The sequence below is a fragment of the Aquabacterium humicola genome (assembly GCF_030167915.1).
Lineage (GTDB): Bacteria > Pseudomonadota > Gammaproteobacteria > Burkholderiales > Burkholderiaceae_C > Pseudaquabacterium > Pseudaquabacterium humicola.
Genome location: NZ_JARGNB010000013.1, coordinates 40,428 through 62,985, shown reverse-complemented (window position 1 = coordinate 62,985; position 22,558 = coordinate 40,428). Strand labels below are relative to the sequence as shown.

Annotated in this window: 13 protein-coding genes and 1 pseudogene; 10 read left to right on the top strand and 4 right to left on the bottom strand. The window is 68.1% G+C overall.

Annotated elements, in window-relative coordinates; genetic code table 11:
* Positions 1-389: 389 nt before the first annotated feature.
* The 10 genes and pseudogenes from P1K89_RS31675 to P1K89_RS31630 all read left to right on the top strand — a co-directional run bounded on the left by P1K89_RS31675 (position 390) and on the right by P1K89_RS31630 (position 14,914).
* On the top strand, positions 390-1,880 hold the full coding sequence (locus tag P1K89_RS31675; RefSeq protein WP_284620556.1) for a sensor histidine kinase: 1,491 nt from the start codon (positions 390-392) through the stop codon (positions 1,878-1,880).
* 2 nt (positions 1,881-1,882) lie between these two features.
* Complete coding sequence (locus tag P1K89_RS31670) at positions 1,883-2,320, top strand: response regulator (protein WP_284620555.1); 438 nt, start codon at positions 1,883-1,885, stop codon at positions 2,318-2,320.
* On the top strand, positions 2,317-4,827 hold the full coding sequence (locus tag P1K89_RS31665; RefSeq protein WP_284620554.1) for a response regulator: 2,511 nt from the start codon (positions 2,317-2,319) through the stop codon (positions 4,825-4,827). The genes P1K89_RS31670 and P1K89_RS31665 overlap by 4 nt, the downstream gene beginning before the upstream one ends.
* 234 nt (positions 4,828-5,061) lie before the next feature.
* Positions 5,062-6,368: pseudogene (locus P1K89_RS31660) on the top strand (ISNCY family transposase); the annotation flags it as partial.
* A gap of 701 nt (positions 6,369-7,069) precedes the next feature.
* The gene (locus tag P1K89_RS31655) at positions 7,070-8,074 is read left to right on the top strand and encodes a hypothetical protein (protein ID WP_284620553.1); all 1,005 of its coding nucleotides are present in this window, start codon (positions 7,070-7,072) and stop codon (positions 8,072-8,074) included.
* A 26-nt stretch (positions 8,075-8,100) separates the two neighbouring features.
* Positions 8,101-9,039 carry a site-specific integrase gene (locus tag P1K89_RS31650; RefSeq protein ID WP_284620552.1) on the top strand — a complete coding sequence of 313 codons (939 nt, stop codon included), beginning with the start codon at positions 8,101-8,103 and terminating at the stop codon, positions 9,037-9,039.
* A gap of 34 nt (positions 9,040-9,073) precedes the next feature.
* A complete protein-coding gene (locus P1K89_RS31645; RefSeq protein WP_284620551.1) occupies positions 9,074-10,288 on the top strand; it encodes a DUF1173 family protein in 1,215 nt (404 codons plus the stop codon).
* Positions 10,289-10,723: 435 nt separating this feature from the next.
* A complete protein-coding gene (locus P1K89_RS31640) occupies positions 10,724-11,416 on the top strand; it encodes a vWA domain-containing protein (protein ID WP_284620550.1) in 693 nt (230 codons plus the stop codon).
* A 26-nt stretch (positions 11,417-11,442) separates the two neighbouring features.
* Positions 11,443-12,837 carry a PP2C family serine/threonine-protein phosphatase gene (locus P1K89_RS31635; protein ID WP_284620549.1) on the top strand — a complete coding sequence of 465 codons (1,395 nt, stop codon included), beginning with the start codon at positions 11,443-11,445 and terminating at the stop codon, positions 12,835-12,837.
* 10 nt (positions 12,838-12,847) lie between these two features.
* Positions 12,848-14,914, top strand: coding sequence for a protein kinase domain-containing protein (locus P1K89_RS31630; protein WP_284620548.1), 2,067 nt, complete (start codon positions 12,848-12,850; stop codon positions 14,912-14,914).
* 17 nt (positions 14,915-14,931) lie between these two features.
* Here P1K89_RS31630 and P1K89_RS31625 read toward each other — a convergent pair whose 3' ends face one another.
* From P1K89_RS31625 to P1K89_RS31610, 4 genes are all read right to left on the bottom strand, one after another.
* On the bottom strand, positions 14,932-17,268 hold the full coding sequence (locus P1K89_RS31625) for a hypothetical protein (RefSeq protein WP_284620547.1): 2,337 nt from the start codon (positions 17,266-17,268) through the stop codon (positions 14,932-14,934).
* A 26-nt stretch (positions 17,269-17,294) separates the two neighbouring features.
* The gene (locus P1K89_RS31620) at positions 17,295-20,066 is read right to left on the bottom strand and encodes a hypothetical protein (protein ID WP_284620546.1); all 2,772 of its coding nucleotides are present in this window, start codon (positions 20,064-20,066) and stop codon (positions 17,295-17,297) included.
* Entirely contained in the window at positions 20,059-21,276 is a 1,218-nt protein-coding gene (locus P1K89_RS31615) for a hypothetical protein (RefSeq protein ID WP_284620545.1), read from the bottom strand. The genes P1K89_RS31620 and P1K89_RS31615 overlap by 8 nt, the downstream gene beginning before the upstream one ends.
* A gap of 797 nt (positions 21,277-22,073) precedes the next feature.
* Entirely contained in the window at positions 22,074-22,556 is a 483-nt protein-coding gene (locus P1K89_RS31610) for an SRPBCC family protein (RefSeq protein ID WP_284620544.1), read from the bottom strand.
* Positions 22,557-22,558 lie beyond the last annotated feature (2 nt).

The following is a 22,558-nucleotide window of genomic DNA, read 5'->3' as shown; positions in this document are numbered from 1 at the left end:
CGCGCTTCCTCGGGCGCGAGCAATGCTGGCGTTTGGGGGCGAACAGCCGAACCTGCCACGGACAGCCACGTTCCGGCACCGGCGGGCGAGCGGCAGGCATGGGTCCGCGATGAACTGTCAGCCCCTACATCGGTGCCACGCTGCGTCAGCTCTTCAGCGATGCGTGCTGTTAGCGCCGGCAGCGCGCGGCGTAGCTCTTGCGCTCTTGCCATTCCTGTCACATGGTCATTCGAGCGCCCGACGCGGTCCCGCGCGGTAGATTGGCATCGGCTGTTGTGTGTCTCTACGTAGGAAACGTCCAGGGAGATCCGTATGCGAGTCAAACCGCGCGTCGGGGTTGAGGCGGCACTTGAGCCGCCGCAGACCAAAGGGCCGTACTCGCCCCGCCAATGAACGCGCCTCACGGCGCGCCGGCGGCCCTCGCTGCCGACAGCGGGCCAGCACCGGAGTTGTTGGCGCGGGCGTTCAATGCTGCGCCAAGCGGGTTTGTGTTGGTCGACCGCGCGGGTCGCATCGTCGCTGCGAACGACGAGCTGCTGAGGATGTTCGCCTACCCGTCCGAAGCGCTGGTCGGTCAGCCGCTCGAGATGCTGCTGCCAGCGGCCGTGCGCGACAGGCACGTGCCGCTGCGCGAAGCATTCTTTGAGCGGCCGTCGCCGAGGGCCATGGGCGCCGGTCGCGTGCTGTACGCGCGGCGCGCCGACGGGCATGAGTTTCCGGTGGAGATCGGTCTCAACCCGGTGCCGAGGCCAGATGGCGAGCCGCTGGTGCTTGCATCGGTGGTCGACATCAGCGAACGCCTCGCACTTGAGTGGGCGTTCCGTGGCGTCTTCGACGCCGCGCCAGTTGGCATGTTGATCATCGACGACGGCGGCCACATCGCGATGGCTAACCGCGTTCTGTGCGATGCACTCGGCTATGGCCCGGCCTTGCTGGTCGGGCAGCCGATGGACCGGCTGCTGCCGGAGCGCTACCGGCCGCGCCACGGCGCGCTGATGGCAAGTTATCGGCAAACCGGCGAGGCTCGCATGATGGGGCAAGGCCGCGACCTGACTGCTTTGCATGCGGACGGCAGCGAACTGGAGGTCGAGATAGGCCTGAGGCGCGTGCGCTGGCAGCGGCAGACGATGACTCTGGCCGCGATCACTGACATCAGCGGGCGCAAGCGGCTGGAGCGCGAGCTGCGCCAGGCCAATGCGAACCTGGAGGAGTTCACCTACGTCGCGTCGCACGACCTGCGCTCGCCGTTGCGCGGCATTGCCGACCTGGTCGACTGGATCGAGGACGACCTGAGCGACCCGCCGCAGCCCGTGCGCCACAACCTTGGACGCATCCGTCAGCGCATCCTGCGCATGGAGCGGCTCATGGACGACCTGTTGAGCTACGCCCGCGCCGGCCGTGCGGCCACCGAGCTGTCGACGATCGACATCGGAGCGCTGGTGCCCAGCGTACTCGAGCTCCAGCCGTTGCCGCTCGGCTTCGAGGTCGCGCTGGCGATCGACTCGCAACCGTTCCAGGGCACGCGCACGCCGCTGGAGACGGTGCTGCGTAACCTGCTGTCCAACGCGATCAAGCATCATGACCGCGACAGCGGCCGGCTGCGCGTCGAAGTGCGCCAGGACGATGTTTACTGCGTGATCGACGTCGTCGACGACGGTCCGGGCGTGCCCGAGGCCGCGCACGAGCGCATCTTCAAGCTGTTCCAGACCGCCAGTGCGGCCGGCGAGCGCGGCGGTTCGGGCATCGGGCTGGCGCTGACCAAGCGCCTGGTCGAAGTGCATGGCGGCCGAATCGAACTGCAGTCGCCGCTGGCCGACCAGCGCGGTGCCTGCTTTCGAGTGCACTGGCCGCGTTTTCCACGGCGCGCATCGGAGGATTGATGATGGCGGCGACGACTTTGACGATCCTGCTCATCGAGGACGACGACGTTGCCGCAGAATCGGTGTTGCGCGGCCTGACGAAGATGAACGTGAGCTTCCCGGTCGTATGGGCCGAGGATGGGCAAGTTGCACTCGATGTGCTGCGCGGACAGGACCCGGCGCGGCGCGTGCCGCGGCCGCGCGTGATGCTGCTTGACCTGAACATGCCGCGCATGAACGGTTTCGAGTTCCTGCAGCAGCTGCGCGCCGACCCTGCGTTGGCCGACGATGTCGTCTTCGTGTTGACGACATCCGACACCGACCTCGATCGCCAACGCGCGTACCATGAGCAGGTGGCCGGCTACATGGTCAAAGCTGCCGTGGGACCGCAATTCGCGAAGCTCGCGCAGTTGCTGCAGTCGTATCAGTCAGCTGTCCGCCTGCCGTCGCCACCCCCATGACGGCACCCCTGACGCCTTGCAGTGACCGATCCGACGCGATCAGCGCGAACGGCACGGCGCTTCCGCTGCACCTGCTGATCGTCGATGACGACGACGTCGACCGCGAGCGCATGCTACGCATGCTACGGCGCACTGCGCTACCGTTCCACACGGAGCAGGCCGCATCTGGTGCTGAAGCGCTCGCGCTGGCCCGGGTGCAGCGGTTCGACTGCGTGTTGCTGGACAACCATCTGGGCGACACGACCGGCGCCGAGCTGATGCAGCAGCTTCAACTTGAACAGCGGCAGGAGTGTCCGGTGATCATGGTCACCGGAGCCGGCAACGAGTCACTCGCGGTCAACGCGATGCATGGCGGTGCGGCCGACTACCTCACCAAGATCGAGCTCAACCCGGAGCGGCTCGCGCACACGATCGCGCGCAGCCTCGAGCGCCAACAGCTCAAGCGTGCGCTGGCCGAGCTGCACCGGCAGCTCGAGGAGCGTGTAGAGGAGCAGGCCGCGACGATCCGCCGCCGGGAGCGCGAGCTGCGCAACATCCTCGACAACGCGCCGGCGCTGATGTCGTCGTGGGACGGGCAGCGGCGGCTGCAGCAAGCCAACCGCGCCTTCCTCGAGTGGTTCGCCGTGCCGCCTGCGCAGGCGCCCGGTGCAGCGATGGCGGAGGTCCTCGGCGCGACCCTTGATGAAGCGCTGGGGCCCCTGTTCGATGCGGCGTCGCAAGAGGGCGTGCGACGCTTCGAACAGGCGATAGGCGATGGTGCCGGCCATCGGCGCATGCAGGCGCTGTGCGAGTGCCGGCCCGATCGCGACGAGCACGGCAACTTGCTGGGCATGTACCTGACCCTCATCGACGTCAGCGAAGTGCGGCAGGCACAAGCACGCGCCGAGGATGCCGCGCGCGCGAAGAGCCACTTCCTCGCCAACATGAGCCACGAGATCCGCACGCCGATGAACGCCATCATCGGTCTGACGCGGCTCGCGCTCGACGACGCCGGTCGGGTCAGGCCGGATTCAACATCCGAACCCCTCGCGCGTAGCTACGTAGAGAAGGCGCACCACGCTGCGCTCGCGCTGATGGGTATCCTCGACGACGTGCTCGACTACTCGAAGGTCGAAGCAGGGCAGCTACGCATCGAAGTCCAGCCGGTGGACTTGCGCGAGCTTGCGGGCCGGGTGCGCGACCTGTTCATTGCGCGCATCGAGCAGAAGATGCTCGGCATCGAGCTCGCGTTCGATGACACGTTGCCGCGTCACGTGATGGCCGATCCGCTGCGCACGGCCCAGGTGCTCAACAACCTGGTCAGCAACGCTGTGAAGTTCACCGCGCGAGGCACGATCAGGCTGACTGCCACCGTCAGCAGCGAGGCTGGCTTGCGCTGCGTTCGCTTCGAGGTCAGCGATACCGGCATTGGCATCGCGCCGGACCAGCGCCGGCATCTGTTTGAGCCCTTCGCTCAGGCAGACGGCTCCATCACCCGTCGCTTCGGAGGAACCGGCCTTGGATTGGCGTTGTGCAGGCAACTGGTGGAATGCATGGGCGGCTCGATCGGGGTCGAGGGTGCGCTTGATCAAGGCAGCCGTTTCTGGTTCACGCTGCCCCTCATACTGCCAGGGCACCCACCCCTGCCAGTCGAGCAGGCGGCCGCTCCGGCGGCGTTGCGTAGTGCTCGCTTGCTGCTGGTCGAGGACAACGAACTGAACCAGATCGTCGCGCGTGGGTTTCTTGAGCAGCTGGGCAGCGAGGTGGTGCTCGCGAGCGACGGCGCGCAAGCGGTCGCGGCGGTCGAACGTGCGCCTCCCGGTTGGTTCGACGCAGTACTTATGGATGTGCACATGCCGGTGATGAACGGCCTGACGGCCACGCAACGCATCCACGCATTGCCAGGTGCCGCCGCTCTGCCGGTCATCGGCATGACAGCCGCCGTCCTTCCCGAAGACCGTGCTGCGTGCCGGGCCGCAGGCATGGCCGCGCACATCCCAAAGCCGCTGGTGCCCGAGACACTGCGGCGCGTGCTCGGCGAGCACATCGGCCCGACCGGGACCACCCGCAGCGACCCGACACCATCGCCTCCGTCGTACGGTTCCTCTCGCCATGCAACGACGCTCATCGCGCTCGTGACTCCTGCGACCATCCCGACGCTACCTGGCTTCGACCTGGCGGGGCTGCGACGACGGCTGAGGCACAACGAATCGCTCGTCTGGTCGGTGCTCGCGCAGTTCGCCGTACAGCAGGACGGCTTGGTCGCACAAATTCGAGAGCGGATCGACGCCGCAGATTTCGTGGCGGTGCTGCACCGCTTGCACAACCTCAAAGGCATCGCCGCAACCGTGGGTGCGGTACGTATTGCCACGGCCGCCGAGGCGCTTGAGGCGGTGGTTCGGCACGCTCACCAGGAGTCCCCGTTGATCTTGGCGCAACTTGGCGAACTGGCGCGCGTTCTCGAAGAGGACCTTGGAGTGTTGCATGCAGCGCAGCCAGGCCTCGTGGCAGGGACGTCAACCGGCTGACATGCGCCTGGCGCGCCTGTGTCCGGCGTCCCTGCCAGTCACCTGCGACGCCGGTGTCGGCGAGATCGCACTAAAAAAGGCTCCTAAGGGAGAGAACGGCAGCCCCGTCGGGCCAGGGCTCCTGCATTCGTCCGCCGCAACAGTTGACATAACCATTCTTCGAGCTCGTCGAGGTGTAGGAGCAAAGTTCTAACGTCGCGTTTGGGCAAAGTTCAAACGTCGCATATTGGGCCGCGGCTGTTGTTGCGGTACCGGGCCGAAGGCCCTATGGGCGTGGTTTCACGCAACCGTGGGCAGCCGAGCCACAACCAGCTCGAGCCTGGCCTCGCGCAGCGCGCCGTGAGCTTGATCCGGCAGCGTTACGAAGCTTCGGGCCGACCTTGGCGTGCGAGAAGCTGCGCGAGTGCCACGGCTTGGTGCTGAGCAAGGAGACCGTCCGGCAATTGGTGATCGATGCCGGTCTCTGGACACCGCGCCGTCAGCGACCGCCGCAGATCCACCAGCCACGCAATCGCCGGGCGTGCCTGGGCGAGTTGATCCAGATCGACGGCAGCGACCATCACTGGTTCGAGGACCGCGCGGCGGCGTGCACGCTGCTGGTTTTCGTCGACGATGCGACGAGCCGGCTGATGCAGCTGTACTTCGCGCCGACCGAGACCACCTTCGCGTACTTCGAGGCCGCGCGGGCGTACCTCAAGCGCTACGGCAAGCCGGTGGCTCTCTACAGCGACAAGGCCTCGATCTTCCGGCCGACGCGCGACTCGACGGAGTTTGGCCGCTCGGCCACGCAGTTCGGGCGCGCGCTGTACGAGCTCAACATCGACACGTTCTGCGCGAACTCCAGCCAGGCCAAGGGGCGCGTGGAGCGCGCCAACCTGACGCTGCAGGACCGGCTGGTCAAGGAGCTGCGGCTGCGGCGGATCTCCACGATGGAGGCGGCCAACGCCTTTGCGCCACACTTCGCCGCCGACCTCAACGCCCGCTTCGCAAAGGAGCCGCGCAGCGCGTTCGACGCCCACCGGCCCGTACGTAGCGACGAGAACCTGGAAGAAGTCTTCACCTGGCGCGTGCAGCGCAAGGTCACCCAGTCGCTGACCCTGCAGCACGAGAAGCGCATCTACTTGCTGGCCGATTCGCCGGACATCCGCAAGCTGATCCACCGCTACATCGACGTCTGGGAGTACCCGGACGGGCGACTGGAGATCCGGGCCGATGGCCGAGTGCTGCCCTATGAGCGCTACGACCGGCTGTCGACCCTGGATTCCGGCGCGGTGGTCGAGAACAAGCGCCTGGCCAGGGCGCTCGAAGTCGCCAAGGCCATTCAGGAGCAGCGTGACGACCGGCGGCGCAGCGTGGCGTCTCGAACGCACCGCGGCGAGCCGGCCAATGCGAACCACGCCGAGCGCCGCCCCGGCACCAAGACGCAACGCGCCTTTACCGCGCAGGACATCCGCGCTGTCGTCGAAGAGGTGTGCTCGGGCAAGAAGCCGAAACCGACGTTTGCACCGCGAAAGCCGAGCCCTGCCCTCACCGCGCACTGAACACGGACTTGCCCACCGTCGGCGTTTGCGTGGCGGACCGCCACGCCGCCGGTGGACAAGGTCCTGCACCGAGCGCTGCGCTCAGCCCCGATGCGACACTTCAACTTAGCCAGCGGGGCGACATTTCAACTTTGCCTTGACACGAGGTGGCCGATCCAGTCCTGTGCCGGCACGTTCACGGCGGGTGCCGAACTGCTCGAGCGACATCTCATGCCGCACCGCCGCAGTTCACCCTTCGGGGTGCGACGCGCGTTTGGCTCCAGCCGGCGCGCGCTATTTCCGCCGGCGGTACCTCCATGCGCAGCGCTCGGCGCGCGGGTCTCAGGCGATGAGCCTGTACTTCGGCCGGGCAGCCTTTGCCCGGCAACGACCAACCGCAGAGGGCCTCGGCAACAGGCGACCCCGTTGTTGATGAAGTAGCCCTCGAGCCGGATCCGCTTGTCGATGCCATGCCAGCCGCCGGCTGCAGCGCGGAACGTGTCTCGACATGGTTCGCACTCTTGATCGACGGTCCTTGCAAGCTCGCCTCGCGTCTGGTGCAGCAGGCCTTGCCCGCAAGCCATCGCGTTGTCACCAGAGGCTCAGCCGCGCATGGCCCCACCATTGCGCCGCGGCGTGGGGGTGAGCGCTTCTTGCCGAACGTTCTCGGCGTTGTTCTAGGTCGCATGTGTGGCTCGGATCGTCCGGCGCGTCATCTGAGCATGCGGAACTCCGATGCCAGCGACGTGGAACCCCGGGCGGGTCTGGCGACCTGGCACCTGTGCTGGCAGGCGGCCGTCGGACGGGAGTTCTTCTCGGACGTGTCGCTGTACGGTCGTGTCCAGGCGCGCCTGGTCGATGCGCATCGGCGGCGAGGCGGGCAGTTGCTGGACTATGTGCTCCTGCCCACCGAGATCCACGTGGTGTCGGTGCTGCCTTCGGGCGAGACGCCGGGCGGCATCGCGCGTGCGGTCGGCAATGTCGTGTCCCGCTGGGTACGGCAGTCCCAGCCGATCACGAGCCCGGTTCTTGCGGCGCCGTTCCGGGCGCATCGGCTCCTGTCGCTCGGCGAGCTGCGTGAGGAGTTGCGCATGCTGGCCTGGCGTCCGGTGTTCCAGCGCCAGTGCAGGACACCGATCCACCACTCCCATGGCGCACTGCGCGTCGCGCTGGGCCTGCGGACGTCGCCCCCCGGCTTCAATGCGCGGCCCATGCTGCAGGCGTTCGACTCTTCGGTGGTCGAGGCGCGCGCCGCGCTGAAGGCCTGGATCGCGCGCCGGCCGGCCGACCGCGACCTGCTGGCCTGGGAGCTGGCGCGGGGCCTGAGGCTCGCCTGCGGCCGTTCCAGCCCGCAGCGCAGCGTCGCCGTGGACCTCCGCGGCACGGCGGCGGCCGCCCTCGTGGCCGAGGGCGGCTCGGCCGGGATCGACGGGGCGCTGGAAGTCCTTGGACGATGGGCAGCTGCGAGGCTCGGCATCGCCGGTCCGCTGGAGAGCCTTCCGAGTGTCGATCCAAGGGGCGTGCGGTGCCGCGCGCTCGTGGGTTGCCTTGCCGTCAGGCACCGGATCTGTTCGGCCGCGTCCGTCGCGCGCTACTTCGGCCGGGCCAAGGCCACGCTCAGCGAGCAGATGGCGGCTGCGCGGAAGCGGCCTTCTGAGCAGCTGCTCATTGCCACGCCGGTCGAGGTCATCCTGGCCGAGGTGGCCGCCGTGCGGCGCAGGAAGTGATGTCGTCGGCGTTGCGGGAGCACCAGATGGACAACGGAACTGTGGGCGGACGTCGCCGCACGACCGAACAGACGATACAGATGCTGCGCGAGGTGCTCAATGGCGAGCCGTATTCGGCGGTCTCCGCGCGGCGCGGCATCTCTCGCTCGGCCGTCGAGCGGCGCGTCAAGGCGCTGGCCGTCCAGATCACGCAGGCAGTCGGGGTGGACGGCCTTCAGGCCGAGGGCGCTGCCTTCGTGCAGCGCCTGCGGGCGCGCCGGGATGCCATCCTCGCCTCGCTGGAGCGCTTCGATCCGGAACGGCGGGGGTCGCGTCGGGCGGCACGGGTGCTGGCGGTCGAGGAGGTGAGGCTGGGCGCCTTGCGGGTGCGGTCCCGCTCGAGCCGGCCGAACCATGACCTGGCGCTGTACCACCTGCTGTTCGCGACCGGCATGCGCCCGCTCGAGATCGCGCGGCTGAAGGTGGGCGACTACCTTCGGCCAGATGGCGAGGTCCGCCGCGAGTCACTCGTCCGGGCCGAGGTCGCCATCAACGGAAAGGAGCGTCCGCTGCTCTTCGCCCATCGGCGGCTGGACGAGGCGCTTGCCGCCTACCTTGACGAACGCGTCAACGCGGGCCACGGCCTCGGCAGTCCTGGCGCATGGCGCGGCCTCGATCCTGGCAGCCCGCTCTTCCTCGATGCGGCGGGTGCGGCGTACCCGATCACGTCAAACGGGTCGGCGGGCCAGGACCGGCATGTGTGCCGGGCCTTGCTGGATATTTATCGGCGGCTGTTCCGGCAGGCCGACATGCGGTCGTTGTCCGCGCAGTCGGCGCGGCTGACGCTGATGTCGCGCATGTACGCCCGCGGGGCCGACGAGGACCAGGTCGGGCTGGTGCTCGGCATCGCCGACCGCAGTGCCGTTCGGGAGCAGCTTGCGCGGCCGCGGGCGCCGCTCGCGCAGTTGCTGGACGATGCGGAGTGAGCCGGCGCGGGTCGCCGGCGGGCAGGGCGATCGCATGAGCGAAGGCCAGAGATTCTCGTTCGGCGGCCGGGTCTTCGATGCCGAGGATCAGCGGCTGCAGGAACTGCTGGCGGCGATTCGGGAGTCGTCGACGCGGCTGCGCTGCATGTGCGTGCCGGGTGGCGTGGAGATGTACGTCGCGTTTCATCGCCAGTACATCGTCAAGCGCATGCCGGACAGCGGGCCGCGACACCATCCGGGCTGTCCGTCGTTCGAGCCCGGTCCAGCTTCGTCAGGGCTTGGGGAACTGATGGGCGATGCGGTCGTTCGGCTCGACGGGGAGCGGTTCGAGCTGCACGTGGGCTTTGCGTGGACGCAGTCCTCGAATCGCACGGCTGTACGTGGCGACCCGGCGGACGTCGCGGAGGTGAGCCGACCGAAGCGGCGGATGAGCCTGCGGGCATTGACGCACTTCCTGTTCGAGCGCGCCGGGTTCAACCGCTGGAGTCCCGCGATGGCGGGCAAGCGAGGGCAGGGCGTATTGCATCGGCATTTGGTGCTGGCGGCCGAGGACATCCGGGTGAAGGGCCAGTCGCTGGCGGAGCGCCTCTATGTCCCGGAGCCCTTCAGCGTTGAGCGCAAGGTCGAGCTCGCGGGGCGGCGGCGCGAGCGCCTGGCCATACTGCAGCCACGGGACGATAGCCATCCCATGGCGCTCGTGATTGGCGAACTCAAGGCCTGCGAGTCATTGGCCGGGGGTCAGCGGATCTGGGTCCGGCACATGCCGGATGCGCCGCTCGTGGCCGAGCCGCAGACTTGGCGGCGCATCGAGAGGGGTTTCGCATCGCTGTTCGAAGCTCGCGACGCCGATGGCGGGCAGGGGCTGAGGTTGCTGCTAGCCGCGCTGATCCGGGCGCGGCGCGAGGACACCTACGAGGTCGAGCTGGCCAGCCTCATGCTCGCCAGCGAGAACTGGATCCCGCTGGAGGGCGTGCACGAGGCGCCGCTGGTGCGTGCGCTGGTCGCGCAGGGACGCCGATTCATCAAGCCCATGCGCTATGACGCGCGCTCGGCATGCGCCTTCGCGAACGTGCTGCTGCTCGACGCCGGCATCCATCCGGTGGCCTTGCATGTCGTGAGCCCGTTCATGAAACAACGTGACAGGGCCCTGAAGGATCGCCAGCTGGATGCCAGCGGCTCGGGGGCATGGGTTTGGTCGCTCGACGGGCCGATGCCGGAGTTGCCCGAGCAGATCCCGGTGCGGCACTAATGCTGCCCGCTCTTGCGCGGCGAGATCCGCGCCATCGCGTACGCGTGCCGGGTCGATCGAGGCTTTCCAGCTGCGTCCAGAGCCGCCTGAGCAGCCGGGCACCTCGAGTGATCGGGGCACGGTCGCCAGCAGGCGTCCACAGGCCGGAAACGATGTCGCATGCGGCCGAGGGACGGATCCCCGATGCGCCGGTGGTGCCCGTCCGCAGAATTGATGATTGACGGCATACCTGCTGCACGTTCTACTTGGAAGGCACTGCCTCTCGCAGAGCAGGTCGGTTCCCGCCTGTGGCCGGCTTGGTGCCATGGGCCGAAGTCTCGGGTTGTTTGCACCTGCTGCGTCGAAGAAGATTCGATCATCGAGGACCGACAACCTGCCACGTAGATCGCCCCCGGCTGTACGCGGCGCGTCCATGTCGTAGGGAGTTCAAACCACATGAGCGACTTCGCCCCGCAATATCACCGCAACCCGTCGCAGCGAACTCCCTGCATGCTCGTGCTGGATGCGTCCGGATCGATGTCCGAGACCGTCAGCGAGACTAAGCGCAGCCGCATTGATGAACTGAACGATGGCCTGGGGCTGCTGCAGCGCGAACTCCTTGCCGACGAGACGGCCGCGCAGCGCGTGCAAATTGCGATCGTCGTCGTGGGCGGGCCCACGGCCGACGCCCACCTGTTGATGGACTGGACCGACGCCGCGCATTTCCAGGCGCCGAAGCTCACGACCGGCGGGAAGACGCCGCTCGGCAAGGGGATGAGGCTTGCCCTCGACCACGTCGCCCGGCAGAAGCAGACGCTGCAGCGCAACGGTATCGGATATACGCGGCCGTGGATCATGGTCATGTCGGACGGCGAGCCGACCGACGAGGAGAACGAATGGCTCGCCGCCGTGCAGGACTGTCGGGCGGCGGAGGCCGCACGGCGGTGCATCATCTATCCGATCGGCGTCGCCGACGCTAGCCTTCCCACACTGCAGCAACTCTCGTCGACGCCGGCCATGCGCATGTCCGATGCGCGCTTTCGCGAGTACTTCCAATGGCTGTCGAGCAGCCTAGCCAGCGTCAGCCGGTCGCGCCCGGGTGAGCAGGTGCAACTCGCCGCAGTCAATCCGTGGGCCATGGTCGGATAGTGCCGGCGGCCTCCCCGCCAGCGGCGGTGGTCGACGACGCGTCGGCCTGGCAGGCGACGGGCGCGAGCGTATGCGGCAAGTCACACATCGATGGCGGCCTGCCCAACCAGGACTACTTCGCGATCGAACGGGTGCTCGAAGGCGACGCGTGGATCGCCATTGTGTCGGACGGCGCTGGAACCGCGCCGCGGGCAGCGGACGGTTCACGCGAGGCCTGCCGGGTCATCGCCGCCGGGCTGCGGACGTTCGTGCACTCTCGGCGCGGCGGTGGGCCGGAACTTTCGGGATTCCGTGACACGATCGAAGCCTCCGTCGACCACTTGCGTGCCCGTCTCGCGGCGACCGGGTTTCCACTGTCAGACTTCCATTGCACCTTCGTCGCCTGCCTGGTCGCCGGGCCGGTCGGCTTCATTGCGCGCATCGGCGACAGCGTCGCGCTGACGACCCGCTTCGCCTTGGTGCCAGGCAGCGCGGATCGGCATGTCGACTTCTTTCCGGATGCCAGTTCCGTCTTGCACGAACCGGACCGCGGCGAGTACGCCAACGAAACCCACTTCGTCACTGAGCCCGACTGGCGAGATCACCTGCGCGTGACGCCGCTGCCCGCCCAAACCGATGCCGTCGTCTTGATGACCGACGGCGCGATGGACGTCGCGATGACAAGGAAGAAGGTCTTTCGCGGCTTTCTGTCAAACCTCGTCGGCCGGCTCGCCGTAACCCCGGGGCGGGCGGATCGCGACGCCACGGTCAGCGCTTGGCTGGGCGATCGCCAGACCTTCGCGATCACTGGAGACGACAAGACGCTGGTCGTGCTGTTGCGCAATGACGCCCGGAACCTGGCGCGGTTGCCGCTCTTCCTCGGCGAGGACCCGCCCGCATCGATGCCGCAACTGGCAGCCCCCTTGGCACCGGGCGACCACGCGTCAGGGTCGGAAGTGCCAAGCAGGCCGGCGGCGGGGGCCCTCGCACCCGTGGAGGAGGCACCTGTCGGTACAACGGACACGCCGCTGTCGTCGGTGCTGACGCTGGTCGGGGCCGCGCTGGTTCTGGCCGCAGCACTCACCACCGCCTATGCGATATGGCTGCATGAGCCTGGCGAGCTTGCTGCAGGCCGGACCGAGCCGCAAGCGGCGTCCGCGCCCGCATCGGCGCCGACCGTGGCCTCGACCGGCGCAGCCCCGGCGGCGTCGGGTGTGTCGGGTCCGTCCTCGTCCTCAGTGGCGGCGAGCCACCCATCGCCGCCTTTCGGTGGCGAAGCGATCCGCGAGGCCGCGAGCGCACCAGTGGAGCCGGGTGTGCGGGCGGCAACTGCAGCCGCCCCGACGGCGTCCGTCCCGGTGGCCGGTCGCCACCCGTCCGCTGTTCCACGTGCTGCCGACGCACAAGCCATCCGCCCGGATGCATCCGGCCGCCAACATTGAGGACGCGCACTTGACCACCTACCACGCAGCGCTCGCCGGACGCCGCACGCCGATCGTCCTCGACGACCCGATGATCGGACGCGGCGGCGAAGCCAATGTGTACCGCGTGCGCGGCCTGCCGGGCCAGGTGGCGAAGATCTACCACAATCGCGCCAGCGCCGCGCACGCGGATAGAGCCAAGCTCGAAGCGATGATCGCGACGCCACCCGAGCGAGCAACAGGCCAGGCGAATGGCCAGACGCTGCCGCTGTTCGCCTGGCCGGCGACGGTCGTCGAGGACGACGGCGGCAGCTGTTGCGGGTTCCTGATGCCCGAGATTCCGCTCGAGCGCGCCGTGACGCTGCACGGCTACATGTCGCTGCTGGACGGCAACCGGCTGCTGTCGCCGGACGACCGCAGCCTGCCCAGACGGTTGCTGGTCTGCCGCAACCTGGCAGCGGCGATCGCCGAGCTTCACCGGCAACGTCACTACTTCGTCGACATCAAGCCGCAGAACATCTACCTGTTCAAGGACACCGGGATCGTCTGCCTCGTCGACAACGACAGCTTCTCGATTGCCGGCCGCGACGGACGCCGCTTCCCTGCCTCCGCGTACTCCGCCGAGTACGTTGCCCCCGAGTTGCTGAAGGGCGCACTGCCGGCAAGCAGCGTGGTCGACGACCGGCAGGACTGCTTCGCACTCGCTGTGTTGATGTTCCGGCTGCTCGACAACGGCCTGCATCCGTTCCAGGGCATTCCCACCAGGGATGTCGACGAGTGGAACATCGACCTGTCGATCGAACGCGGCTACTACCCCCACGGCAAGGAGCCGGATCCGGCGATCAGGCCCGCGCCGTCGTCGACCTGCGACCTGTGGGATGCCTCTACGCGTGCGATGTTCGACCGGGCACTCGGGTCTCGCCTGCCCTCATTGCGGCCAAGTGCCGCAGAGTGGCGTGACCACTTCGACCGTCTGCAGCAGCAAGGAGGCGTCTTCGTCAAGTGCGAGCGGCGGCCTGCCAATGTGCTCCACATCCACTTCGCGGGAATGGGTTGCCCTGAGTGTCGGCTGGAGTCGCTCGACACGGTGACGCCCGTGCCGCCTCCGCCGCCTTCCGCGCCTGCCGAACTGCCGCCGCTCGCGGCCGCGCCGGCAAAGAAGGACCGCCGCTGGGCCTACGCGCTCGCAGGAATCGGCGTGGTCGGCGTGATCCTGGCGCGTCAAGGCGAGAAGGTGCCTGAGGCTTCTGAGGCGGCGCCACCGGCGGTGGCGACGCGGGCGCCGGCGCGAGTGCCGGCTCCGAAACCTGCCATTCCCGCACCACCGCCACTTGCCCCGGCGCCGCCTGAACCTGCACCACCGCGAACCACGGGAGAAATGCCCTCCACGGACGACGCTTCGCTCGCGCGATCGATGTCCGATGCCGGCCAGGCCGACGCATTGCAGGCCCGATGGCGCATCGTGGAACGTGCCATCAGCGACGTGGCAAAACGCCAGCAGGACGAACTCCTCGCGGTGCTGAAGGCCGCCTGGGCGGGCGACGATGCACAGACCTTGGCGAGCGCGCAAGCCGCGCTACGCCAGATCGCGTGGGATCAGCACTACAACGGATGGACCCGGTTCCGCGTCGCCGCCCGCCAGCTGAACACCGAGGCGTTGGCGCAGGGTTCCGACCCGGCGCGCGCATTCGCGCTGGAGGCCGCTGCGGTGGCGCTCGACCCCTACGACCGCGAGATTGCGGGCAACATGGGCTATTTCCTCGCCCGCAAGGGAAACGCCGCCGAGGCGAACCTCGTGGCCGTCTACGCGTTGAGCCTGCCGCGTAACGGCGCGACGGACACCGGACGTGGCGCCGACTGGCAGTTGCTGGGCTCGTCGTTGGCCAAGCTGGGGAAAGCCGACCACAGCCTGGCCGCCTACTACGTTGCACTCGCGACGACACCGAACCTGGCCGGGCTTTGCGCCTCCGTGCTGGCGCAGCAGGCCGCCCTGGGCGAGGAATTGAAGGCTCCGATCGACAGGCTCTTCCAGCGGATCCAGCAGCGTGGCCAGGACTCGACCGAGGGCTGCGCCTACCCGCCGCGCTGGCGCAACTGAGTGCCGCCGGTCGCACCTCAATGTGGCGGCAGAGATGCCGGCGCCTTCTCCGCGCTGGCGTCGACGAGCCGGCCGGTACGCGGATCCTGCTCGATGCGCACGGTCTGTGTGCGCTCCAACGTCGCATCCTGGCTCTTCCCGGCAGCCTCCAGTTCACGCTTGACGTCGCCGATGCGCGCCGTGAGCGCGGCGCGTGTCTCGCCACCGTAGCCGGTGTTTTCCTCCACCAACGCCGCGCGGCGCTCGAAGAGACGCTCGAGCTCGAGTTTCAATGCGGCGACTTCCATTGCAGCGATCTGGCCGGCGTTCGGCCGCTCGATGGTCAGCTGCAGCGGAAACAGCCGGATCACCAGGCCGAGCTCCTCGCTCATGCGGGATGTGAAGAGGTGGACGATCTGCTCCTTCACGTTCAGCCGCTGGAGTTCGCCCGGAGCGGCATTGACGATGAGCCCCTCCATGAGGCGCAGCGTGTCCTCGAGCGCAGCGCGGATCTTCTCCTTGTGCTCCTGCAGCGTGAGCCGGTTGGCGTTGTGGTGAAAGCTGCTCCAATGCTCTGGCGCGATCGATCCGATGAAGAGCGTGGCGAGCGCCCGCAGCGTGATCGTGGTCTCCGCGTCACCACGCCCGAATCCCAGCTCCAACTGATACGTCGTCGAAGACCGATTGAGCTCGCCCATCCGCTGGATCAACCGATCCTCGCCAGGAACGAGGCGGAACTCGGTCGCCTCAAGGCCGAACTTGCGGGCCAGCGAGGCGTTGATGGCCGCATGCATGTCGGCGTGGAACTGGCTGTCGTCGACGGCGAGAGAACGCCACTCGCCCGTTGCCGGGTCCTGCACCGTCCGCACACCGTTGACGTAGGGTGACGAGTAGTAGCTCAACGCGCTCACGTTTCGCAGCATGGCGCGCACCGTCTCCTCGATGTCGGCTGCGACGCGCGCCTCGAAGTCCTTGAACATCGCCAGTGCCCGCGCGAACATTGCGCCGTCGTCCTCGTGCTGGCGCACCTGCACGCGTGCTTCGATGTGCAGCGCCGGTTCAACGTGCGGATCGGCCAGGCCGTAGGTGCGCTCTGGGAGCTTCAACGCGCGGCCGTGGATGAAGTCCATCTCCGGGATCGCCAGGATGGTCGCCACCGCGTCGAGTCGATGCCCGATCGCCTTGATCGAGGCGCCGACGCGCGAACCGATTCCATCGCGGAACGTCTTCTCGCCGTTGTTGCCCTGCAGGAAGAGGGCGACGACATCTTCGAAGCGCTTGTCGATCAGGAACGACTTCGCCGCCTCGACCACCTGCGCCTTGATGAACGCCGCCGGATCCGGTGCGCCCTGCGCCTGCCAGCGGTCGCGGTCGACGAGCGTGAAGCGGATCGCATGCTCGACCTCGATGCCTTCTCCACGCACGCCCGTGATCGCATAGCGGGCGTTGAACTTCGTCGTTGACTCCGCGTACCCGTCGCGTTCGATGACTGGCAAGACGATCAGCGTGTCGACGACTCGTCCCGTCCCGGCCCCGAGCGCCTTTGACACCGTCCGCGAGACGCGCTCGATCATCTGGGCGTCGCCGGCCACCACTGCGGGCCACTCCTCGCGCGAAAGCGCTTCGGCCAGCAAGATGCGCAGCCAGTGCTCGAGCGGCTGCGTTTGACCGGCGACCACGGGATGCGATAGGCGTGGGCCTTCGCTACGGCCGCTGATGCTGCCACCGTAGGTGAGCCGGCCCGCTGCCTGTTCGTCTGTCGTGCCCCAGGCAAGCCTCACCTTGTAGCCCACGCGGTGGCTTTCCAGCGTGCCCACCGAACGCACGTGCAGCGGTTCGTTGGCGTCGTCGAAGTTGAGCGTCGGTCTTACGTCCGTCATGACCGGCGCGACCGTGATGCGCTGGGCCGGGAAGCCGGCATCGCGGAATGCCATCACGAGCGCGCGCTGCATCCGCTCGTGGCCATCGGTCTCGCGCAGGTGGTGCACGAACCCGCCCTGAATGGTCTTGGCGTAGTCGCCCAGTGCAGTCTCGAGCAGCCGGGAAACCAGCGGCTCGAACTTGAAGTCCGCGGCCAGCGCGGTTTCGACGAAGCGCCTCGCCGCTTCCTGCGTGTTGTCGACCTGGCCCTGGATGCGCGCCCTGCATGGGACATTGCGGACGACTTGCATCGTCATGTCGGGCAGCGTCACGTCGACATCGATCTCGAACGGGCGGTTCGCCTGCACGCGCAAGGTTTCGCCGGCGCCGAACAAGGCCATGAACCCGAGCACCTTGCGTGCCGCTCGATCGATCGTGAACTCGAACTGGTCTGACGGCAGCGCGAGCGGCTTGGGTCCCTTGGGAACCGTAACGAGCAGTGCGTCGATGTTCATGGATGCGATCCTGTGTGCTGTCGGTCTCAACCCTTGGGCGCCGCGACTGCCGGCCCGGCGGCTGCGCCGGCCGCCGCCACCGCCGGTGCGGCGGACGACGGGGCCGCAGGGGCCATTGGCGTCGCGGGTGCAGCACTGGCGGAACCGGCCGCCGGGTCTGCGCCGGCCGGTGGTGCCGTCGCCAATGCGCGCGGGCGGCTGGCACCTGCAAGTGGCTCAAGCATCCGCGCGAACCCGTGAAGTGCTGCCGTGCGATCCTCCATGGCGGCCTTGGCAGCGGACCAGTCCACGCCCCTCAACCGCAATTGCTCGTGCGCTTGCCGCCAGACCTTCTGGAAGTCGAAGCAGGCCCGGACGCGGTCGAGCAGTACCTGCGCCGGTGACTTGGCGGCATGACGCGGGATCTCGACCAGCCAGTCGCGAAGCGCGGGCGAGAACACGAATGCATGCCCGCCCGGCGCAGGCGGGGGCGCGTGCGTCGCAGCCATCATCGCCACCACGGGAAACATGTCGAACACCGGATCGACCGCTTCCTCGAACGCGGCGCCGACCTCCTCGTCCAGGCTGGTCGGATGCCCGACATAGCGCCACCAGAAGGGCGCGTAGCCGAACGAGTAGGCGGATATGTCGCTGCCCCGCTGGCGCATCGCGGCAAACAGCCAGATGTCGATCGCCAGGATGTCGAGGTCCCCGAAGGCGGCGCTGCCCACGACGGCATCGATGATCAGTTGCCCGAGGTCGAACAGCGCGCGACCGTTTTCGTTCGCATCGCTCGCCGCGCTCGATTTCCCGGCAGCGCCGTCGTGTCCGCGCAGGCGGGCCTGGCGGATCCAGTCGGCACTGAAAGGCCGGTCGCCCGCCAGCAGCAGGCGCGCCATCGCCAGGTCGGTCGGCGCCGAATTGCCCTGCAGTTGCGCCAGCGGCCGCATGAGCGACTCCCAGTCGGCGACATCGACCCAGCGGGTCCCGCGGACCGTCCGGCGCAGGTAGTGCATCCACGTCTCGGTCAGCAGGGTATCGCGCGCGATTTCGGCCGTATCGTTGGCGATTCGCGGAGCTTCCTGAGCGATGTCGTTGAGCAGCCAGACGAGCAGGTCGGGGCGATCGAAGTTGTCCAGGTGCCTGCGATCGCGGCCCTGCTCGAGCGGATGGAGGATGTCAAAGAGCGCTCGTACGCAGGCACTGCGCCCCTTCTGCGCGCCGGGGTCGCTCTGGAACAGGCCAGGGAAGTCGCGCAACCTGACCCGGCCGACGTAGTGCACGTAGAGCAGCCAGAACAGCCACGCGCTCCCGAGCCGCTGCACGTCCTCGGGAACGAAGCCCGAGCGGGTCGGATCCGGCGAGCATAGGGTCCGCACCGACTCGAGCAGGCGATCGTCCGATGACGAGCCCGCCAGTTCATCGAGCAGCGCCGGAACGCGATCGAGCGCCCGGTCGAACACTTCGACGCGGCGTGCAGCCTCCTGCCATCCCGCAGCTTCGCCCGGCGTGTCGCCCGCTGCCGCCGGGGCGTCGCCGTACACCGCGCGGCGCAGGCGCTCCTCGAGGGTATGTGCGTCCTCGTTCCCTGCAGCCGAACGCAGCGCCTTCGCTTCGTGACGGATGAAGTCCCGCGCGATCGGCCACGACGCGTGCCCCAGCGTGAGGCTGTTGGCCAGGAAGCGGAGGTAGCGCTCGCGAAGCAGCGGCGCACGCCGCTCGAAGAGCCAGCGCAGTTGCTCGGCGCGGCCGGGGCCTCCGCCACCTTTGGCATCGTCGTGCCCTCCGCCGGCCGATGCCAGCATGGCGGACATTTCGCCGCGCGTGCTTGGCGCGAACATGATGTTGCAGTCGGCCAGGACCTGGTCGGTAAGCAGGCCCGGCGCAGCGGCCTCGGCTCGCGCTGGGCGGCCCTTCGGCGTGTGCATGACCAGTGCGTCGCCGAGCTCGATGAATTGGCGGGGGGACAGGTGCGAGAAGTGGGAGACAAGGAAAAGGCTGGCTGCATGCCGCGGCCGATCCTCTGTCGGACTCATCACGTAGCGCTTGAAGCCATCGGCGACCTCGGGCAATGCGTTCGTCCTCAGCCGTTGCGCATGGCGCAGGAAATCGCCGTGCGAGGGCGTGCTGAGCCCGGAGATCACCCGCTCGAGGGTCAGGTCGGGCTCCTGGAGCAGCCTGTCCAGCCAGCGCTCGGCCTCGTCCTGGTCGGCGAGGTCGAGATCGGGCAGCGCAAGTCGCCACAGCGCACCCGCGACCAATCCGATCGCGTCCGAGACGTCGAGCAGCACGTCCGGATCGCCCGCCATGGGCGTCGCGTTCTTGCGCCGGTCGCACAGGCACACCACCCCGCCATTGAGCGACGGAACACTGGCGAGTTCGGCGGCGATCGCGTCGCGCCTGCCGAGTGGATCACGTGCGTCCCATGCCAGCATCAGCGATGCCGTCTCGCGCCGTGGCAGGCCGCGGCACTCGCGCACGAAGCTGCGGAGTTCGTGGTGCATGCTTACGGCGTCCGACAGCCGGTCGATGCGGCGAAGCCGCCGCTGCCTGCCTCCGACGATGGGAATGTGTATCTCAGGCAAGCTGTACACAGCCGCCGCCGCGAGGCCGAGCAAGGGATCCTCCGCGACCACCAGGCTGAGCGCCGGCAGCCGTGCCGGTGGCGCTGGAAACATGTCGGAAGCAGAGTCGACCAGGGCAGCCCAGAAGGCAGGTTCGACGAAACGAGGCACGAACTCGGACAGCGGCTCGAGATCCGTCGTCAGCGTGTCGTTGGCGTAGGCTTGAACCGCTTCCTTTGCTTGGGTTTCAGCCACGAGGAGCCTCCTGCGCCGCCGCCGCCACCAGCAGCAACTCGCCACGGTCCGCGGCGCCGGACTGGGTGACCAGCGCGCCGTCCGCCGCGACCGTCCAGAAGCCGCGTGGGACGCTCTGCAGACCGAGCCGATGGACCGCCCCTCGATCGACGGCCAACGTCTTGACGAGGCCAGCGGCCTCGCCGACGCTCGGGATGTCGAGGCCTTCGTCGCGCAGGGCCGGCCGTAGCGCCTCGATCGCTTCGCGCGACCATGTCAGCGCGCCCGCAGCACCCGGTTCGGCGCTAAAGAGCGTCCCGAATCGCCGCGCCCATGTTCGCGCGTGTCGGTTCGCCACCGGCGCGCTGGCACACCAGAAGGCCGACATGCGATCGTCGTCGCGCGGCAGGAGCACCAGCGTCAGTCCCAGTTCCGGGCGCTCCAGACGCGTCTTGCCGCCTGCATAGCGTCGGGCCAGTTCGGCTTGCCGCGTGGCAAGTGAGAGGTCCCCGAACGCCGGAGCGTCTTGCCCCGACGACTCGCCGCCCTCGGAAGCGCGCCGGGAGAACTCGTCGAGCCATGCGTCCTCGAAAGCGCGGGCGTCGGTCGCGAGCACATCGCACCAGCCGCGCCAGGACGTCTGATGGGCCTCGAAGACAGCAGCGACCCGTGCCCGGATGGCAGCCGCCGCATCTACACAGGCGAGTGCATACACACTGCCGGCGGATTGATGGCGACGCCGGAACTCGGGCAACATCAGCGACGGCACGACGTTCATGCGCTGCCAGTCGCGGGCCAAGGCTCTTCGCGCGGGGTCCGGCACGTCGCGCCATTGGTCCTCGTCGACGTCGAGCCAGCGTATCGGAACCACGAGGGCCGACCAGAGGTCTTCGAACGCCGCCTGCGGATCGTGCGGCTTGAGCACAGCGGCTGCACGACGGACACGATCACGGAATGCCTCGAACTCGAGGCGGCAGACCGGCCGATGCAGCCAGCGCGGCGACTGGACCCAGAAGAGCAGCGTCGAGCGCGCCACCGCCTGGACAATTCCACGCCGCCAGTCCTCGCCGCTCGCCAGGCCGTTAGCCGCCGAATCCCGGAAGATCCGCAACGGCATCGGCGCGATGGCCTCTTCGAGCGATGCCTCCATGGCGGCATGCAACGCATCGGTGCCCTGCAGCTCGGTGGTCCGCGAGTAGCTCCAGAACGCGTGGACCGTCGGCAGCCGCATAACTGGAACCCCCGGTGAGCATGCGCTTGCGCTCGCAGCACTGCTGCGCTGCATTCTGTCAACTGGAGTGAAAATGTAAAGGCTCCAGCAGCGCGTTCCGCCCTCGGCCGGGCGAGTTCATCCGCTTGATTGCGGGTAGCCGTCTTGTCAGGGCATGCCTCGGCCGACGCGCTCCATCCCGGACCAGCCACTGGTGTGCCCGGGCTTACCTGGCGACAACGGGACGGTACGCGCATCCGCCAGCGACCGACTTGCGAACACCTGCCGCAGAGACTCGGCGTGCTGGCATCGGGCTGCGGTGACAGCGGCTCCATCGAAGCGTTGCACGCTGCGGCAGCAGAGCCGGCTGCGCCGGCGGTGCTACACGAAGGAGCGCGCGAAGCTGTGGTCCGATTCAGTGGACGAACGCCTTCGGGCCACCCGCATCAGCGCCGGTCTGCAGGTTCGCTGCGGGCTCTGGCCGCCGGCCGCAAGCCGAGAGCGGGTACCGCGCCAATGGCGTACTGTGCATCATCAGTCTTGATGACGGTGGCTGGTTCAGCGACCTTGAAGAGACTTGCGCCATTGCGCCTGCGACCTGAATCAACCACGCAAGCTGCAGGTTTCTCAGGTTGCGCTGCCGCGCCGGTCGCCCTGGACGAGCGCTTCACGCGTCATCTTTGCCTTCGCTCAACTGACCGGTGCTGCGTGCCACATGCCTTCGAAGTACTTGCGATGCGTGCTCGACTGTCAGCCTCGTGCCTGAAGCGGCCTGAGCACCGGGATCGTTCGCTCCTCCGGGCGTGCTGAAGACGTCACTATGACCGGGCCGGGCTCGCGTGCGGGGCGGCGAGGAGCTCGTCGAGCTGGTCGAACGTCTCGTCGTTCCAGTTCGTGCTCCCGGCGGCGATGTCGTCGTCGAGCGCTTGCTTGGAGGGATAGAGCTCGTGCACGACAAGCAGGGTCTGCCCGGCCCTTTCCTCGAACGTGACCGTCGTGACCTGCCCGTTCCCGCTCGCTTCCTCATTGGTCCAGACGAGGCGCGAGGGCGGTGTCACTTCCAGGTACCGGCCATGGAATGCCATGGGCTCGGGTCCGGCAGGGTTGCGGAAGACGAGGCGGTATGTGCCGCCCGCGCGAACATCGAGCTCGCAGGAAAGCAGCGCCAACCCGAATGACTTCGGCACCCACCAACGCCGGAACAGCTCGGCCTCGGTCCATGCCCGGAACACTAGTCGGGGCGGGGCATCGATGGTTCGCGTGACGACGAGCTCGCGCTCGGACTTTCGCTGTACCGACATTC

What these genes read in the sequence shown, in the direction of transcription:
- P1K89_RS31670 (WP_284620555.1), top strand. Translation starts at nt 1,883, where the DNA reads ATGGCGGCGACGACTTTGACGATCCTGCTCATCGAGGACGACGACGTT.
- P1K89_RS31615 (WP_284620545.1), bottom strand. Translation starts at nt 21,276, where the DNA reads ATGCGGCTGCCGACGGTCCACGCGTTCTGGAGCTACTCGCGGACCACC.
- P1K89_RS31610 (WP_284620544.1), bottom strand. Translation starts at nt 22,556, where the DNA reads ATGTCGGTACAGCGAAAGTCCGAGCGCGAGCTCGTCGTCACGCGAACC.
- P1K89_RS31645 (WP_284620551.1), top strand. Translation starts at nt 9,074, where the DNA reads ATGAGCGAAGGCCAGAGATTCTCGTTCGGCGGCCGGGTCTTCGATGCC.
- P1K89_RS31625 (WP_284620547.1), bottom strand. Translation starts at nt 17,268, where the DNA reads ATGAACATCGACGCACTGCTCGTTACGGTTCCCAAGGGACCCAAGCCG.
- P1K89_RS31675 (WP_284620556.1), top strand. Translation starts at nt 390, where the DNA reads ATGAACGCGCCTCACGGCGCGCCGGCGGCCCTCGCTGCCGACAGCGGG.
- P1K89_RS31665 (WP_284620554.1), top strand. Translation starts at nt 2,317, where the DNA reads ATGACGGCACCCCTGACGCCTTGCAGTGACCGATCCGACGCGATCAGC.
- P1K89_RS31640 (WP_284620550.1), top strand. Translation starts at nt 10,724, where the DNA reads ATGAGCGACTTCGCCCCGCAATATCACCGCAACCCGTCGCAGCGAACT.
- P1K89_RS31655 (WP_284620553.1), top strand. Translation starts at nt 7,070, where the DNA reads ATGCGGAACTCCGATGCCAGCGACGTGGAACCCCGGGCGGGTCTGGCG.
- P1K89_RS31650 (WP_284620552.1), top strand. Translation starts at nt 8,101, where the DNA reads ATGGACAACGGAACTGTGGGCGGACGTCGCCGCACGACCGAACAGACG.